The sequence below is a fragment of the Peribacillus sp. S4 genome (genome assembly GCF_046715815.1).
Classification (GTDB): domain Bacteria; phylum Bacillota; class Bacilli; order Bacillales; family DSM-1321; genus Peribacillus; species Peribacillus frigoritolerans.
The window spans coordinates 2,738,512-2,756,126 of sequence record NZ_CP175708.1 but is presented as its reverse complement, the minus strand read 5'-3'; the positions used below and the strand labels follow the sequence as shown (position 1 = coordinate 2,756,126).

The following is a 17,615-nucleotide window of genomic DNA, read 5'->3' as shown; positions in this document are numbered from 1 at the left end:
TATGAAAATAGCTGTTTTGGGTACAGGTTATGTCGGGCTGTCCACTGGTGTTTGTTTGTCAGAAATAGGTCATAATGTCATTTGTATCGATACAGATGAACAGAAAATTAAAAGCCTACGTCAAGGGATTTCTCCAATATATGAACCTGGTCTGGAGAATTTGCTTATTCAAAATGCTGCAGCGGGTAGACTGCTATTTACTACATCTCATCGAGAAGCGCTAAATGGTGCCGAGATTATCATAATTGCCGTAGGAACACCGCAAATGGAGGATGGGGGAGCAGATTTATCTTATATTGTGCAGGCCGCGAAGGATATTGCTGCGAACCTGGTACAGAGTTCAGTAGTCGTTATAAAGAGTACTGTGCCTGTTGGTACGAATGATTTTATTAAAAGCATCATTGAAGAACATTGTAACGAAAGTGTCACCTTTAATATGGTATCAAATCCTGAATTTTTAAGACAAGGGTCTGCCGTCATGGATACGATGCAAGCAGATCGAATCATAATCGGTTCTGAAGATGATGAGGCTGCTAAGAAAGTACAAGAAATGTATCGTCCATTAAATGTACCATTTATACTAACAAGCATTCGAAGTGCGGAAATGATTAAGTACGCATCTAATGCCTTTTTGGCGACCAAGATTAGCTTTATCAATGAAGTTGCCAATTTATGCGGAGTAGTGGGGGCAGATGTTAAAGATGTAGCAAAGGGAATGGGAAAAGATAAAAGGATCGGAGAAGCTTTTTTACAGCCCGGCATTGGTTATGGAGGATCTTGTTTTCCAAAGGATGTTAAAGCGTTGCTTCATACTGCCAATTTAAATGGAGTACATTTTTCCCTGTTAAAAGAAACAGTAGCGATCAATGATTTTCAGCAGGAGCTCCTTGTAACCAACGCGATAAATCGCTTAGGAGATTTAAAAGGGAAAAAAGTTGCAATGCTTGGTCTCGCTTTCAAGCCAGAGACAGACGACATGAGGGAAGCTCCATCAATCAAAATTGCGCGTTCATTAACCAAACTTGGAGCAGAAGTGGTAGCTTATGATCCGGTTGCAGTGGATAATGCGAAGAACATATTAGGGGATACAATCAGCTTTGCAAGCACAGTCCGCGAAGCGGCAGTGAATGCGGATGCTGTATTCATTGTTACCGAATGGAAAGAGTTTAGACTTTTAGATTTGAAAACATTGATGACAACAATGAGACGGCCAATCGTTTTTGATGGTAGAAATTGTCTTGAAGAAGATCGAATCAGGGCGTGCAAGAAAATTGAATATTACCCAATAGGAAGACCAGCAATTGTTATTGGAATGACATAAAGCGAAAAAATTTTTCTAATACCTCTTTAACTCAGACATGTTGAAAACGTATATTAGGTTCAAACTGGCAATGTAGCACCTTTGATCGTATCTTGGGTGCTTTTTTATATTTCTTAAATATAAGAAAAATCATCATCGACGATTAAAACCTTAGATTAACATCAACTATAACATGTTGTTTTATTATCATTGTTTGTAAATGATCTTGTGTCATGGCACCTACTTAAATCCCCCTTTGTATTAGACAAACGCATACTCTCGGTCATTTAGCTTTACTGTATGTTATTAGTCCATGCGTACCTAGGGAGTCCTGCATAATATACTTGAAAAGGTCCAGGAAATTTGCTTACTATGCATGAAAGGAGATCATTTATTTGCACACAGTTATGCATTTGAATTTAAGAGTTGATCCGACCCAATATATCTCACAGATTCGAGAAGTTCCTGATTATGATTATATTCATATGGTACGACAACCTAAGTATATGTTAGATCTTTCCCTTTTAAATGAGAAGGTTCATTATCTCAATGAAGTTTTCTCACCAAAAGAATATGTCAAAAGAAATAATATCTCCCTATTACATGCTCATCATGGCCAATTAGGGATGTTATTACTTCCTTTTAAAGAGGAAACAAACCTTCCGTTGGTAACAAGTATTAGAGGCAGGGATGCAACCCTGGCTAATCAGCCCATTGGCTATCTAGATAACATGAGAATGCTATTTGATCGAGGGGAGCGTTTTTTTCCAGTTTGTCAGTATTTAGCAGATAGGTTAATTGCTTGGGGTTGTCCTTCAGAAAAAATTAGAGTGCTATATGGGGGCGTTGACCTTAACGAATTCAAATACCGGGCACCACATAAAGGGGATTCTCAAAACATTCTATCCATCGGTAGGTTGGTGGAAAAAAAAGGACATCACATCTTAATGCAAGCTTTCCAAAAAATCAGAGGTAAATTTCCAAATGCAACCTTGACGATTATCGGTAGAGGGGGGCTTGAAGAATATCTCATTTCATTGGCAAATCAACTTAATTTAGGAGACTCTTTTCGCCTATTAAACCATCTCCCTAAAGATCAAGTTAGAGAACAAATGACCAAAGCAGATATATTTTGCGCCGCGAGCTTAGAAGCTGCCGATGGAGATGTAGAAGGTATACCTAATACATTAAAAGAAGCTATGGCGATTGGAGTACCAGTGATTTCGACCAATCATGCCGGCATCCCTGAATTAATAACTAATAACAAAGAAGGGGTTTTAGTACAAGAAAACAATGTAGATGAACTGGCAGATGCTCTTGAATTTATGCTGACGAACAGAGAGATATGGGAAACATATACAGTAGCGGCTCGTCAAAAAGTAGAACAAAACTTTAACCTCGCCCAACAACTTCAACAACAAGCTGAATTTTATGATGAACTTGTAGCCCCTTATAAAGTAGGTAAACGATATTTAGTAACACCGCGCCAAGAAGATAAAAAAGTCCTTAAGGAGACTCTACAGTCTCAACAGCAAGGTAAGTATGATGGCGAAAGGATAAAGCCTAGAAAAAAAGCCGAATTAGCCGAAAAAGCCCTTATTTATATGCAACAGCTTCAAGAGCTTCAAGGACTTCCACAGTTACAACAACTTAAACAGTTTCCGCAGCTTCAGCAGCTACAACAGCAGACTAATGATAAAGTCAAAGATGAACTTGTAACATCTATTAAAAAAGAAAAAGAAGCTAAAGTTCAACAGGGAGCTAAGGATCAAGATGAAAAAATAGCTTTTCGTAAAAAAGAAAAAAAGGCTCAGAAAGCCGAAAAAGTAAAAAAGGCCCTTTATAAAATTCAAAAATTTCAACAGCAGGCCATAGATGAGCAGTTAGGAGGAGATCATGGAGGACTTTAAAACCATTACTGTTACCAAAGGTGAAAAATCTTTGGAAATTCACAATCCAACAAGCTATCCGCTGATTGGAATGGGAGCTCAAGGTGCAGTTTTTCAACTTTCAGAAGATAAATGTGTAAAAATCTATTCAGACCCAGTACAAGCGAAAATGGAGGAAGAAGCTCTTGCAGCTGGAAAACATCTACCCTTTATGCCTTTGATATATGATACAGGACCAAACTATATAGTCATGGAATATTTTAATGCCCCGACCTTAAAAGAATATCTGAGAAATTGTACGTATATCCCTGATTCTATAGTAAAGAAACTTCTCTATATATTAAAGGAATTAAAACAAGCAAAGTTCACCATGATAGATGCCCCTCTACGCCATATTTTTGTCGTCGGTAATGAGGAACTTAAGGTGATTGACCATGTGAATTCCTTCAAAAGGATACACCCTGTACCATTAAAATTATTAAGAGATTTGAAAATAATCCTTTTAAAGGACTCGTTCCTAGCTCAAGTGAAAAAGCTTGAACCGGACACCTTCAATGAGTGGGAGGATTATTTCAATCAAAATAGTTTGGACTTTAGAAATATTCCAGTCCACTCAGGAGGTTCAGGTAATGGAGTGAAAGTGGATAGCGCCATAACACAAACCCTCATTGGAAAAGGGCATCAAGGTGCTGTTTATCGAGTGTCTGAAGAGACTTGCGTCAAACTTTATGGAAAAACTGAACATGCAAATCAGGAAAAAATGGTCCTTTTATCAAGTCAAGACTTGCCCTTTATACCGAAAGTCTTTGAAACAGGACCCAATTATATTTTAATGGAATATCTATTAGGACCAGATTTAAATACGTTTCTTAAAAAACAATCTGTACTTTCTGAGGACATCACAAAACGGTTACTCTATATATTGAAAACAATGGAAAAATCAGGTTTCAAACAAATTGATGCCCCATTACGACATATCATTATAACCAAGAATGGTTTTAAATTAGTCGACCATGTGTACTCTTTTTCACGTGAACAAAAAAGACCTCTCGAGTTATTTAAAGACCTGCGGGAAAGAAATTTTTTAGATGCCTTTTTAGAACAAGTAAAGGCGATAGATCCCGGTACGTATGCTGAATGGACAAAAACACCAATCCCATTAGATGAAAATGAAAATACCCTTGTATAGTCATAGTTATCTAACCGTAACCGAGCATATAAAAAACCGATGATGATTTCGCATTCACCGGTTTCCAAGATGGTTTTAGCATTAACTCACTTACGTAAGTGCTAATTCACAGCGGGTATAAGAGAGAATAACTCATGTGGCTTAAAGCGAAAAAGATAGCATGACATTAGTGGTTTACGAATAAAACGTAAGTCTCTCTCCAATGAGAATTTTGAGTTTATTTCCTCTTTTTATCCGTCATGAATTCTTTTCTGTTGGTGTAAAGAATCGAAAGTATCACACTTTATAAATAATGTAGTCAGTGTTCCTAAAAAGTGTCAGAATCCTAATGTAATAGAAAGGATTGAAATTAATGCTATGAACATTTTAGTAACAGGGGCAGCAGGATTCATTGGTTTCCATTTAACAAAACGTTTGTTAGCCCTAGATAACAAGGTTATTGGAGTAGACAATATTAATGATTATTATGATGTTATTTTAAAAAACAATCGACTGAAGATATTAGAAGAAAACCCTGATTTTGAATTCCACAAAATGGATTTGTCAAATAAAGAAAAATTAAATCAATTATTCAAAGACAGAACCATTGATATAGTCATTAACTTAGCAGCCCAGGCTGGAGTACGTTATAGCATAGAAAATCCGGATTCTTATGTTAATTCCAACCTTGTTGGGTTTGTCAATATCTTGGAGGTTTGTCGACACAATAACGTAAAGCACTTAATTTATGCATCCTCTAGTTCTGTATATGGAGCAAATACTAATATCCCCTTCTCAACCAAAGACCCAGTGGATCATCCAGTAAGTTTATACGCTGCCACTAAAAAGTCTAATGAATTAATGGCTCATACGTATAGTCATTTATATAATATTCCAACCACAGGACTCCGTTTCTTTACAGTGTATGGCCCATGGGGGAGACCTGATATGGCTTATTATTCTTTTACTAAAAATATTATCGAAGAGAATACAATAAAGGTTTTTAATAATGGAGATATGAGAAGAGACTTCACTTATATTGATGATATTGTTGAAGGAATAGTCCGGTTACTTGATAAACCACCGATTCATACTATTGGATGGGACAGAGCTAACCCTGATTCAAGTTCAAGCTATGCCCCATACAAAATTTATAATATTGGTAACAATAAACCTATAAAATTAATGGATTTCATTAACACATTAGAAAAACTAATTGGCAAAAAGGCAAAAGTAGAATTCTTACCAATGCAACCGGGGGATGTTAAGGAGACATATGCAGATATTGCCGATTTACATGCTGATGTGGGGTTCCATCCTTCAACAACAATAGAAGAAGGTTTAGCTCATTTTGTAAATTGGTACAAAAAGTACAATAAATAAGGAAAAAGAAACAGTGAGTTTTACCAAATGGGATATTAATCGATAAAAAATAAAAGTAGGAATCTCTTTTGAAGTCCATCCTTGAGGAAATATTACTAGTCATGGGTGTATGTGAAAAATAGGTGTTGTCAAACTTCAATGTGCATATTAGGCAGCACTGATCAATAATCAATAAATTTAAAGTTTAATATGTAAAAACGCAAAACCAAAGAATGGGTATATGGACGAATAATGCAAGTGAAAAAGATAAATTAAAAATTTTGTAAGTTATTAAAAGGAGAAAGTAATTTGAATCCTGAAAATATGAAAACTCCATTGGAAGTTCTTAATGAGTATAATTTGTCAGATTTTCTCATGACATCCATTAAACGAAATTCTACAAAAAAGCCTTTATTCAAATTAAATCCTCTGTTTGAAAACTACTTTAAAGTTTGTTCTGAAGATCTGCCATATAAAGACATTTATAAAGCCGATTCTATGTTCCCTCAAGAATTTCACAAACAAGTGAAACAAATTGCAGAACGAGGAAAATTAAAAAAATCAGGCAAATATCATGAACTTTCAGTTTTAGCAGAACGCGAAAAGAGAAAATTTCTTATTAAAGGGACTGAGGTGGCATGAAAACCATTGCTTATTTTGTAAGTGAAAACATTAAAACACACCAACGTTTTATATATAATCAAATCGTAAAAATAACTAACTATCGCACAATCGTAATCGGTCCATTCGACAATACCGACCGTACAGAATTCCCCTTTGAAAACTACTATAATATAAACAAAATTAAAGATTTAAAAAAGTTCTTCGAAGAACAAGATATCATAGCCATTCATGCTCATCACGGATCACACGGACAAGAGATTTTGCCTGTATGTGAAAAATATAATATTCCTTTGATTGTTAGCATTAGAGGACGAGATGGTTCGGACAGACCGGAAATTTTCAAAAAAAATGCTAAGCGATATTCAGCTTTAAATAAACATGGTGCACACTATTACCCTGTATGCCAATATCTTGCAGAAGGATTAAGAAGGTTAGGAATTCCGGCTAAGAATATGCATGTATTATATGGTGGTATCGAATTAGATCTTTTCCCCTATGCTAACCGCACTCTTCCTACAGTAGGCGAAATAAGAGTCCTATCGGTAGGTAGACTTGTAGACAAAAAAGGATTTGTAACTCTTATAAAAGCATTTAAACACATTTATTCACAATATCCAAATGCTAGACTGCATATTATTGGAGCAGGTGAAGATGAGAAACGAATTAAATCCACCATTGCAGAATATAACCTTAAAGATGTTGTGATTCTTAGAGGAGCTATGGATTCAAAACAGGTTTCGGACGAATTGAAAAAAGCCCATATCTTCTGTCTAGCAAGTCAGACAGCTAATAATGGTGATATCGAAGGTATTCCTAATGCCTTAAAAGAAGCAATGGCTAGCGGTTTACCTGTCGTTTCCACTCGACACGCAGGAATCCCTGAATTAATTGAACATCAGAGAACAGGATACCTAGCGCCAGAAAAAAATGATATGGAGTTAGCGAAAGGCATACAATTCTTTATAGAAAATCCAGATGTTTGGACCGACTATACGGAAAGAGCACGGAAAGTCATTGAAGAAAAATTTGATGTCAATAAACAAATTATTGAGCAACAAAGACTATATTCTCTTGTAAATACGGTGAAAACAGAAAATGCAACGGAAAAGAAAACGAATACGCAAACGGAAACGGAAAAGAAAACTAAAGCGGAATCGGAAAAAAATACGAATACGGAAACGGAAATGGAAAAGGAAACTAAAGCGGAATCGGAAAAGAAAACGAATACGCAAACGGAATCGGAAAAGAAAACTAAAGCGGAATCGGAAAAAAATACGAATACGGAAACGGAAATGGAAAAGGAAACTAAAGCGGAATCGGAAAAGAATACGCAAACGGAAACGAAAAAGAAAAACAAAGCGGAATCGGAAAAAAATACGAATACGGAAACGGAAAATAAAAAGAAAACTAAAGCGGAATCGGAAAAGAAAAAGGAAATGAAAAAGAAATCGAAAACAAAAACGAAAACGGAAAAGAGTAAAAAGAAAAAATAAATCAAGTTAGGAAACAGCAGTGCGTGAAGGAAAAGAAGAATAAATGACACTCTTCCAAAGTATTGGTATGTAAAATGATTAGAGTGTAACCAACAACTTTGGAGGTAGCGCATTTGGTGATGCTACCACGTCCGTTACGGGATGAAGGACGAGAAAAGGGAGCTAATGCTCTAGGAACGATGCTTAGACTTCATATTCAATTGATCGCTTGCAGTGTGTACTACATCAAAAAGAAATGCCAAACAAAGCAAAAACATACAGGCAGGAAGGAGCTCTATTTTCATGGACTGGAAGTCTTTATATACTATTTGGACTAGTTATCCCAATTTAAATAATGAAATGCGTTTAATGCTTGAAGAAATGAAGGATGATGAAATATCACTTGAGGACGCCTTTTATAAAAATTTGGAATTCGGGACAGGTGGTATGAGAGGGGAAATGGGTCCAGGTACGAATAGGATGAACATTTATACTGTTCGTAAAGCGACTTTAGGACTTGCTGAATATATTCAATCGTTTGGGAATGAGGCAAAATCCAGAGGAGTCGTAATTGCTTACGATTCAAGACATAAATCTCCCGAATTTGCATTGGAAGCAGCCAAGACTTTGGCCACAAAGGGAATTAAAGCTTATGTATTTGATGAATTACGCCCTACCCCACAGCTCTCTTTTTCTGTACGTAAGCTGAGTGCATTTGCAGGGATCGTCATTACAGCAAGTCATAATCCGCCTGAATATAATGGGTATAAAGTGTATGGTCCAGATGGGGCACAACTGCTTCCTGAGGCGGCGGATCAAGTCATTAATTACGTGAACGAGATTGAAAGTGAGCTTTCCATTGTAGTGGAGGAAGAAGAAGCCCTAAAGGACAGAGGGCTCATTCAAATCATTGGCGAGGAGCTGGATACTGCTTATAACGAGCATTTGCTCACTATTCCGGAAGATTCAAAGTTAGCAGATGAAATCGATGTAAAGCTCGTGTTTACACCGCTTCATGGTACAGCCAATAAATCAGTAAAACGTGCTTTGCATGATTTAGGATATCGAAATGTCCATATTGTTAAGGAACAGGAAATGCCTGATGCTCATTTTCCTACTGTTAAAGTGCCTAATCCAGAGGAACATGATGCTTTTGAATTGGCCATTGCGCTGGGGAACCGTGTTAATGCTGATTTATTGATTGCCACCGATCCGGATGCGGATAGGCTTGGAATTAGCGTGAAGAACAATGCTGGAAATTATGTCGTATTAACAGGCAACCAAACTGGCGCTCTCTTTTTGGATTATTTAATTTCACAAAAACAAAAGAAAGGGACCCTTCCTCAAAATGGAGTCGTATTAAAGACCATCGTGACTTCAGAAATAGGACGGGCGATTTCTGAGCAAAATGGTTTAAAAACTGTAGATGTTTTAACTGGATTTAAATACATTACAGAAAAAATCAATGAATACCAGACAAGTGGAGAACATTCTTTCCTGTTTGGCTATGAAGAAAGCTATGGATATTTGATCAAAGATTTTGCTCGTGATAAGGATGCCATACAGGCTACTATTCTGGCAGTGGAAGTCTGTGCCTATTACAAAAAGCAAGGTAAAACGATGTACGAAGGTTTACTGGATGTATTCGATAAATATGGATACTATATGGAAGATTTACGGTCGTTGACTTTAAAAGGAATTGAAGGTACGAAGCAAATTCAAGCGATTCTCAATGAATTCCGGAGTAATCCACCAAATCAAATCTCTGGTCATCAAGTCGTGATTCAAGAGGATTATCTCAGCAGTAAAAAATACATGTATGGGACAAATAGGGAAGAGGACATCAAACTCCCAAAGTCGAACGTATTAAAATACTTTCTTGAAGATGGGACATGGGTATGTTTACGCCCTTCCGGAACAGAACCTAAAATAAAATTTTATTTCGGTGTTCAAGGAAGCTCGATGAAGGAAGCTCAGGGAAAATTAACCGCCGTTACGACAGACTTTATGAAAAGTATCAATAAAATGCTTTAAAGAAGTACCCTCATTCAGAGGATTTTCATAAAAACCTAGAGTCAGCATTCAAGAAATGCTGACCTTTTTTTGTCCATTAATGGATAGCACCCATCCTTTCGGTATCATAAAAACCCTTCTTAAAAATCAAGAATTACGGCGGGGCGAATTAAGTTTTTGTGGCTGAATAGGGTTTATCCAAACATGTTCAGGGGATCGGGGGCTTATGCGGATATGTATGACCATTAGACACTAACTGAAATATTGAGCATATAATATACTATTCCAATCCACCAAATCCCCCTATGATAGTAGCCTTGCTGATACCGTATGACGTTACGTAGTACAGTTGTACAGGCCCTAGGATGGGCCTTATGAAAGGTGCTAAATAGGGAGGATTTTTTTAGGATCCTCATCGGCACTCATGTTGAGGCCATAAAGTCTTAAAAAGTAAGACAAGTACATTGATAATCATACATAATCGTACATTCAAACAAAAAACTGCCAATATAACTATGGCATAGTAATGTTATAAGATATATTTATATAACCTGGAACCCGATCTGGCTCCCTACGGTGTCTCCATCACTTTCCGGTTGACTTGGCGAAATCATAAAGGAACTGGAGTAACCGTCACTCAGTCCTTCGAGTTGCTATACGGACAGCAGGTTTTGATAAAAACAGGGTATTAAATTTAAAAGTCATCGAATAGAGTATTAGAAGTCAAATGGACCCTGCTTAGTTATTTTTTTCCTATATTCGCTTCATGATCAACTTTCTTCCCTTTTATTCTTTAAAAGCAGGGAAAGAAAGTTGCTGTCTTTTTAAAAGAAGTTCATGAGATTGACATTTTCTTTTTTTGAAATAAGGTCTATTCCCTGCGAAGGTGAGTGAACATGAAAAATAGAATTAAAACAAAAGTGATAAAAATAATCAGTGGAAACAAGGTAACTGGTTTAACTGTTCAAGTTGCAGATACTCAAAGAAAAAGAGAAAAGGGCTTGATGTTTGTCGGAAAATTACCCGAAAATGAGGGGATGTTATTTGTGTTTTCAGAAGAAACATATGGTGGATTTTGGATGAAAAACACATTTATCCCTTTATCCATCGCTTTTCTTGATTCATATGGGGTAATTCTAAAAATACTTGATATGGAACCTTGTATAGATGATTATTGCCCTACCTATGATCCAGGAATTTTTTATTATTATGCAATTGAAGTGAATCTTGGATGGTTTGAAAAGAATCAAATCAAAGAAGGGGACTATGTAAAGTTTAATTGATTCCTATCCCCACCTCTAGTTCTTGGAGGTGAATTTTTAAAAAGGGGTATTTATATTGATTATGCTAGGAAGATTGTGAAGAGTTTTACTAAACGAACATGGTGTTTTCCCTTCATTACCGGAAGCTCAGCAGCTCCTTTTCTTATGCAACTAGAGAGGCAGGTTTCTTGAAGGGTCAACTTATATTTAACTTTTCTCCGTTCCTAACAAAGGCTACACCCAGGCCTTGCAGTAGTGGAACCGCACCATAAGTCATGAGGTTTTTAAATTATGCCAAGCCATATTCCTCAGTTATTAATTCAAAAGAAGTTTGACAGCATGATTAATAAATTTTGAGTAATGGAGAAATTTCACCCAAAGATCTATTCTGTATAAAACAAATCTTCTATATGATGAACTACAATTTTAATATTTCACTATAAAGAAGTAGATGAATTCAAAAAAGCCTTCTTTAAAAAAAGAAACCGAACTCAAATGACCGGTTTTCTTTTTGATTATGGCTCTTTTCGTAAAGATTGTTGTTTTTAAAACGAAACTATTTAAGGTTGATTGGAGCGGAAGTGCGAGACTCCTGCGGGAGCAGCGGGCAGGTGAGACCCCACAGGCGCTTACGCCGAGGAGGCTCACCGCCCGCCCCGCGGAAAGCGAGCATCTGGTGGGGAATCAAAAACAACTCACTACCTGGTAAATAGCAACAAAGTATGTGAAAACTGCCTTGATCATGGATGTTTATATACTAATCGCCTCAATCCTTTAACATCTTATGCTGCCTGCTTTTGTTTCTGGTCTAAGCGATGACTCAGGAAAGTTAAAAGACTTGCCAAGATAGCAATCAGCCCGCCTACCCATGTGACACTCATCAAATTTCCCTGATGGTAAACAATTCCGCCTAATGCGGAACCAAAGGCGATACCGACATTGCTTGCCACAGGCATCAGTGAAGCGGCCAATCCTGTAGCTTTAGGTTGATAAATACCTGCTAGGTCTATCAAATATAGCTGGGTAGATGTTGTTAAAAGGATGGCCATTAATGACATCAAGCTAATGTTAACCAAGCCAAAGATAAAATTATCTGTCGTCCAATATAAACTGATCAGGACCACTGCTTGCACGAGAAAAACAAACCGGAGGCGTCCGATGGCATTGTAGCTGGCAATTTTACCAGCGAGTATGTTGCTGAAAATGGAAATGAATCCGTAGCCAAACAAGATCCAACTGATTGAACCACTTGGTGCTTCCATTCCTTTCAGGATCGGAACAAGATACGTATAAACGGCATACGTCGCTCCAAATCCAAGTGATGGAATGAAAAAAGCCATTAAGATTCGCGGGTGTGTCAACAAAGAAAATTGATCACGCATTGAACTGCGGAATGGACTGTGCATAGTAGGCAAAATGAAGAAAGATGCCAAAAATGCAATAGCTCCGAGTAAAGTCGTTAACAGGAAGGTTGCATTCCAGTCGTACCTTTCAGCGATGACAGTTCCAATTGGTACTCCGATCACGTTTGCAAGTGTAAAACCACCGAAAACGAATGAAATAGCAAGTCCACGTTTTGCGATTGGCATGTTTTCACTAGCAACGATCATGGCAAGAGAAATTAAAACTCCTGTTACAATCGCAGTCATCATCCGAAGTGCAAGGAGCATGACGTAGGTCGTCGAAATCACGCACAAAGCATTCAGGATGATGAACAAACCTATCAAAAACAACATCCATTTCCGTTTTGGAAAATGGCTGGTTGCCGACATCACGAGCGGTGTGGCAATGGCAAACGTAATGGCAAACGCAGAAACGAGTATGCCTGCTTTTGCATTTGTAATATGGAGACTCGAGGAAATATCGGTTAAGATCCCGACGATAACAAATTCGCTTGTCCCGAGAACAAATGTTAATAAAGTAAGTGTTAAGATGAGCAGCCAATGCCGCTTGGTTAATTCTGTGGTGTGCATAAATACCTCTTTCCTTGATGAATGTAAAGTTGTCACAGGGTGGAAAAACAATCTAACTATCATACCATAAAACATTTTTATGAGGAAAACTCTTGCATGCATAGTACCCATGATTATTTCCTGCTAAAAAAGCTTGTACCTGAATCATTCACTCATTTTACCGTAACCTGTTATGATATTAAAACAAAAAAAGAATTCGAAACGGATTAATAAGGAAAAGCATAAGGGTAACAAGATAATAAAAATGTAATACTCTATATCAGGGAGAAGAAATAAATCAAACAAGAAGGATGTGATCCTGATGGTTGATGAAATAAAACGGGAACAATGGAAAAAGAAAGTTATCGAAAATCTGAAGAGGGAAGCTGTCAAAAATATCATAGCAATAACGGGAGACCTAGCAAGATTAGATGCTAAAGTCAATAATACTTACACTGTATACATCAAGGATGGAAGGATGATAAAGAAGCAAACAAATGGGAAGTGTGTTGTCATTAATGGGAAAATACAAGGATAAAAAGTAGTGTAGGAACAAAGAAGGCACTTTTTAGAATGCGAAGGAATATAGCGGCAGGACAGTTTCCTGCTTTTAAACCTGGTAAGGGATAAAGACGATAAAATAGTTGTATAGCGTAAAAAATACTCTGGGATGAGTTATTCTCCAGAGTATTTTTTTTGTACTTGGCAGCGGTAGTTAGGCATCTATTTTTCCGAGGCAACAAAACAAAAATATGAAAACTTAGCTAAAACAGATTGACAATGATAATCATTATCACATAAAATAATAATTGAAAATGATTATCAATATCGATTGAGTTTCTGCATGTTTATAAAATGAATTTCGAATAGGCGGTACCTCTGTCAAAAACGAACGGACTGACCCTAGTGCCAAGCTTAAAGAAGAATTCAAAAAAACTGAATGTGAGTGAAGGAGGAGCACCTATGGATAAAAATTTTATAATATTAGAACTATTTCAGCATGAAGTAAGCTGCTGCTGCCCGGGTCAAAGGCACCAACATATAATTGAGTTTCTTCAAGGAGATGTTTGGACAATTACAAATGAACGGAAGTACATTGATTGCCTAGGATGGCATTCTTTAATAGTTGTCAATAACGAGTTTCAGTTTTTTATGCACGTGGAAGATATCGAGGAACTGTATTCCAAGGGCAGCATTTGCTCCATTTTAGATTTGAACCTTAAAATTAACCATTTGAGTTTTAAAGTAAACGAAGCACTCGATGCACATGATAGGGAGTCATTTCTTTCATTTTCCGATGAACTGAGCAATGTACAAAAAATTAAGAATAAAATGAACTCTGGTGATGTACATGCTTTTTAAGAAAACAAATTTCATGTACATATAACATAAAAACAATAAATCGTTCGAGATGTTGGAAGGGGAACTCATGTCTAAAATCATTATAATTTTTGCCAGTATGAGTGGAAATACAGAAGAAATGGCGAATACCATTGCAGAAGGAATCACAGAAATCAGTGATGTGAGTATCGAAAAGGTGGATATTATGGAGGGTCCTGAAACTTCCATGCTTGAAGATTACGATGGGATCATATTAGGAGCATATACGTGGGGAGACGGAGAGTTACCCGATGATTTTTTAGACTTTTATGAGGATATGGATCATATTGATCTAACTGGAAAGAAAGCTGCGGCGTTTGGTTCCTGCGATTCATCTTACCCACAATATGGTGCAGCCGTAGATATTTTAACAGAAAAATTAAGGGAACAGGGTGCTGTTATCGTCCTGGAAGGGTTAAAAGTAGAATTAACCCCAGAGGATGAGGATATTAAGAACTGCCAAAATTTCGGAAGGGAATTTATAAAGAATAGTTTTGTCACTTCAATATAGAATTTGAAATTTTATGAGGAGAGAGAGGAGAAGGGAATGATCGGTATGGAACATCGGATTTCCATTGCTACTTTAACTGATTATCATTTACAGGATTTTATAAGATGTCCTTATCATTTTTACTATTTTCATATAGAAGGAAAAATCACCACTCAATCGGATTGGAGGAAGATGGTTCAAGTTGTGGTTAATCAAGTTGTAAGTCGATATTATAAACTTCCTCCAAAAAGTCAGACGACTAAGAAGGTTTTGGAGTTCATAGATGATCATTGGAGTGCCATTGAAGTACGTCAGTTCGAGTCGAAGATTCATTATTATAAGACTCTTGCTAATATTACAGCTCATTTACTCCAATGTTTAACTACTGAAAGAATTGAAAATCCACCTTTGTTTTTATATGAAAAATTTAACATGAATATGGATGAGTTGGGTACCGAACTTTCCTTAACTTTTGAAGTGGCAGAATGGTCAGGCAACTCATTCATCATAAAGAAGTATTTAGTTGATACAGATGAAGAAATGAATCTTTTATTTAATAATAAGATTTCGGTATTTTGTGAAAAGGCATTTGGTCAATTACCGGAAAGAATAGAGATATACTCGCTTATGGAAGGTAAAAAAGAAACATTTATACCGACCAAGAAGGATGTTTCTGGTGGAATGGAATACCTCAACATGATCAAGAATCTTTTACAAGAACCCAAAAAGTATTTGAAGACGGATTCCTTAGCAGTTTGCAAAAGCTGTTCTTACCAAAAAAGATGTTATGAAGGAATTAATATAAACCAAGAAAGATTTACTAGTCAAAAATCGTGTTAAAAAAACTGTAATTTCAATCTGTATTATTACTAATTATAGTTTATTAAAGAGAAAAGAAGCGTTCCTAGCTTTTGCCTAATTAACTGAATCAGAGAAATATCCTTCCAAAAAGGTTTTGGAGGGTTATTGGGCATGGCCCAAAATAGTGGAAAATGAAAATTTTAGAGTAGGATTTGACATGCTATTAGCTGGTTTATTTGCTTTAACGAGGGCTGTTAAAGCAACCATTGTATTAAGCAAAAAAAGAATGAGATTTGAGCGTAAAAAGTAGAATTGTCTATTTATTACATTTTGTATTCCAAGAACAACCTCGACAGAATATAAGTTCAAAACTAAAATCAAAGCCGTTAAGTCATAATCAAATCATTAAAAATGGAAAAAAATAGATTTTTAAAAGGAAATTCCATACTTTTGTTGAACATGAATATTGAGGAACATTTTAATTGTTTGGAATTGTAATCGTTTACATCGAAGCGTTTAACATATTTTATTTGTTCATGGTAGTAATTATCAGTAATAAAAGAATGGAGGTTAGCCCATGGTTAGCACGATGGCAATCAATAAGGATGATTCCCGTTCCTTTCTAACGGAAGAACACCTATTATTTAAACAATCAATTCGTGAATTTCTCGCCAAGGAGGCTGTCCCCTTTTATGATCAATGGGAAAAAGAGGGAGAAATACCTTACTCATTTTGGGAAAAGGCAGGAGATAATGGATTTTTATGTCCATGGATTGAAGTGGAATTCGGTGGAATAGGAGCAAATTTTGGATATTCTGTTGTACTGGCAGAGGAATTGGAGAGGGTGGGTTCAGCCTTGGGGGGAATATCCATTCATTCTGATGTTGTAGCCCCTTATATTGCTTCATTCGGAACAATAGATCAAAAACAAAGATATTTACCAAAGTTCATTACAGGGGAAATGATTTCTGCCTTTGCATGGACAGAGCCGGAAATGGGATCGGAATTAGCTGATATTCAAACCACAGCCATCAAGAAAGATGGCTATTATCTTCTCAATGGAGCCAAAACGTTCGTTACAAATGGCTTTAAAGCTGACTTCATGATAGTAGCATGCAAAACAGATCTAAATGCTGTTCCTCCCAAGGACGGAATCAGTCTACTGCTCATTGATAAAGATACACCAGGGTTATCACGGGGTAGAAAGCTTAGTAAACCAGAACAGGGAAGCCTAGGTACAGCCGAACTATTTTTCGATGATGCTTCAGTTCCAGTTGGCAACCTCCTTGGGGAGGAAGGGAAGGGCCTTTTATATATCATGCAAAAAATGCAGCAGGAAAGACTAATCTGTGCGATCAGTTCTATAATGGCAGCAAAAGACATGCTTCACTTGACGATGAATTTTATAAAAAGTCAAAAAGCAATTGATAAGAAAAGAAGTGCATTTAAAAATGCTCAGTTTACCATCGCTGAAATTGCGACAGATATTCAACTGGGAAGAACGTTTATTGATGGGTTGATCTGTAAACATATGACTGGGGAGAATATCATAACTGAAGTATCGATGGCTAAACAATGGGTAACGGAGATGTCTAAGCGAATATCTGATAAGTGCATGCAGCTGCATGATCGTTACGGAAGTATGGGTGACGATAAAATTGCCCGGCGTCATCGGGACATTTCTTTGCCAACATTCTTTACAGGGACAGATGATACTATAAAAACCCTGATTGCTAAAAATATAGGATTTTAATTCATTTTTAATACTATAAATCTATCAAACTGCCTCAGTTAAAATGGGGGCAGTTTTTTTTACCATTTTTTCAATATAAATACAATGAACTAGTTTTTTATAAAAAATGGTTTAAGCAGTTTACCTTATGGGTACAAGAGACTGTGCAT

15 protein-coding genes are annotated in these 17,615 nt (G+C 36.7%); 14 read left to right on the top strand and 1 reads right to left on the bottom strand.

Annotated features, from left to right (window positions below; genetic code table 11):
- The first annotated feature begins 1 nt into the window (after position 1).
- The 9 genes from ACJ9PY_RS13065 (at position 2) to ACJ9PY_RS13025 (ending at position 11,111) form a co-directional block, all read left to right on the top strand.
- The gene (locus ACJ9PY_RS13065; protein WP_411740209.1) at positions 2-1,321 is read left to right on the top strand and encodes a UDP-glucose dehydrogenase family protein; all 1,320 of its coding nucleotides are present in this window, start codon (positions 2-4) and stop codon (positions 1,319-1,321) included.
- A gap of 374 nt (positions 1,322-1,695) precedes the next feature.
- Positions 1,696-3,210, top strand: a complete 1,515-nt coding sequence (locus tag ACJ9PY_RS13060; protein WP_411740208.1) for a glycosyltransferase — start codon at positions 1,696-1,698, stop codon at positions 3,208-3,210.
- Positions 3,197-4,378, top strand: coding sequence for a hypothetical protein (locus ACJ9PY_RS13055; protein WP_278089122.1), 1,182 nt, complete (start codon positions 3,197-3,199; stop codon positions 4,376-4,378). The genes ACJ9PY_RS13060 and ACJ9PY_RS13055 overlap by 14 nt, the downstream gene beginning before the upstream one ends.
- A 357-nt stretch (positions 4,379-4,735) precedes the next feature.
- On the top strand, positions 4,736-5,740 hold the full coding sequence (locus ACJ9PY_RS13050; RefSeq protein WP_063577735.1) for an NAD-dependent epimerase: 1,005 nt from the start codon (positions 4,736-4,738) through the stop codon (positions 5,738-5,740).
- Positions 5,741-6,028: 288 nt separating this feature from the next.
- Positions 6,029-6,361: a hypothetical protein gene (locus ACJ9PY_RS13045; RefSeq protein ID WP_063576167.1), complete on the top strand. Its 333-nt coding sequence runs from the start codon at positions 6,029-6,031 to the stop codon at positions 6,359-6,361.
- Positions 6,358-7,836, top strand: coding sequence for a glycosyltransferase (locus tag ACJ9PY_RS13040; RefSeq protein WP_411740207.1), 1,479 nt, complete (start codon positions 6,358-6,360; stop codon positions 7,834-7,836). Before ACJ9PY_RS13045 ends, ACJ9PY_RS13040 begins: the two co-directional genes overlap by 4 nt.
- Before the next feature lie 113 nt (positions 7,837-7,949).
- Positions 7,950-8,153 (top strand): hypothetical protein, encoded by a 204-nt coding sequence (locus tag ACJ9PY_RS13035; RefSeq protein WP_098864556.1) that lies wholly within the window; start codon positions 7,950-7,952, stop codon positions 8,151-8,153.
- Positions 8,119-9,849 (top strand): phospho-sugar mutase, encoded by a 1,731-nt coding sequence (locus tag ACJ9PY_RS13030; protein WP_411740206.1) that lies wholly within the window; start codon positions 8,119-8,121, stop codon positions 9,847-9,849. The genes ACJ9PY_RS13035 and ACJ9PY_RS13030 overlap by 35 nt, the downstream gene beginning before the upstream one ends.
- Before the next feature lie 875 nt (positions 9,850-10,724).
- The gene (locus ACJ9PY_RS13025; protein WP_411740205.1) at positions 10,725-11,111 is read left to right on the top strand and encodes a DUF192 domain-containing protein; all 387 of its coding nucleotides are present in this window, start codon (positions 10,725-10,727) and stop codon (positions 11,109-11,111) included.
- 761 nt (positions 11,112-11,872) lie between these two features.
- On the opposite strand, the gene ACJ9PY_RS13020 is transcribed toward ACJ9PY_RS13025, so the two are convergent.
- On the bottom strand, positions 11,873-13,063 hold the full coding sequence (locus ACJ9PY_RS13020) for an MFS transporter (RefSeq protein ID WP_411740204.1): 1,191 nt from the start codon (positions 13,061-13,063) through the stop codon (positions 11,873-11,875).
- A gap of 301 nt (positions 13,064-13,364) precedes the next feature.
- On the opposite strand from ACJ9PY_RS13020, the gene ACJ9PY_RS13015 reads away from it, so the two are divergent.
- The 5 genes from ACJ9PY_RS13015 to ACJ9PY_RS12995 all read left to right on the top strand — a co-directional run bounded on the left by ACJ9PY_RS13015 (position 13,365) and on the right by ACJ9PY_RS12995 (position 17,466).
- Positions 13,365-13,580 (top strand): hypothetical protein, encoded by a 216-nt coding sequence (locus ACJ9PY_RS13015; RefSeq protein WP_034306869.1) that lies wholly within the window; start codon positions 13,365-13,367, stop codon positions 13,578-13,580.
- A 425-nt stretch (positions 13,581-14,005) separates the two neighbouring features.
- Positions 14,006-14,404, top strand: coding sequence for a hypothetical protein (locus ACJ9PY_RS13010; RefSeq protein ID WP_063576171.1), 399 nt, complete (start codon positions 14,006-14,008; stop codon positions 14,402-14,404).
- A gap of 67 nt (positions 14,405-14,471) precedes the next feature.
- Entirely contained in the window at positions 14,472-14,933 is a 462-nt protein-coding gene (locus ACJ9PY_RS13005; RefSeq protein ID WP_411740203.1) for a flavodoxin, read from the top strand.
- A gap of 36 nt (positions 14,934-14,969) precedes the next feature.
- On the top strand, positions 14,970-15,752 hold the full coding sequence (locus ACJ9PY_RS13000; RefSeq protein ID WP_411740202.1) for a hypothetical protein: 783 nt from the start codon (positions 14,970-14,972) through the stop codon (positions 15,750-15,752).
- 538 nt (positions 15,753-16,290) lie between these two features.
- Complete coding sequence (locus tag ACJ9PY_RS12995) at positions 16,291-17,466, top strand: acyl-CoA dehydrogenase family protein (RefSeq protein ID WP_411740201.1); 1,176 nt, start codon at positions 16,291-16,293, stop codon at positions 17,464-17,466.
- Positions 17,467-17,615 lie beyond the last annotated feature (149 nt).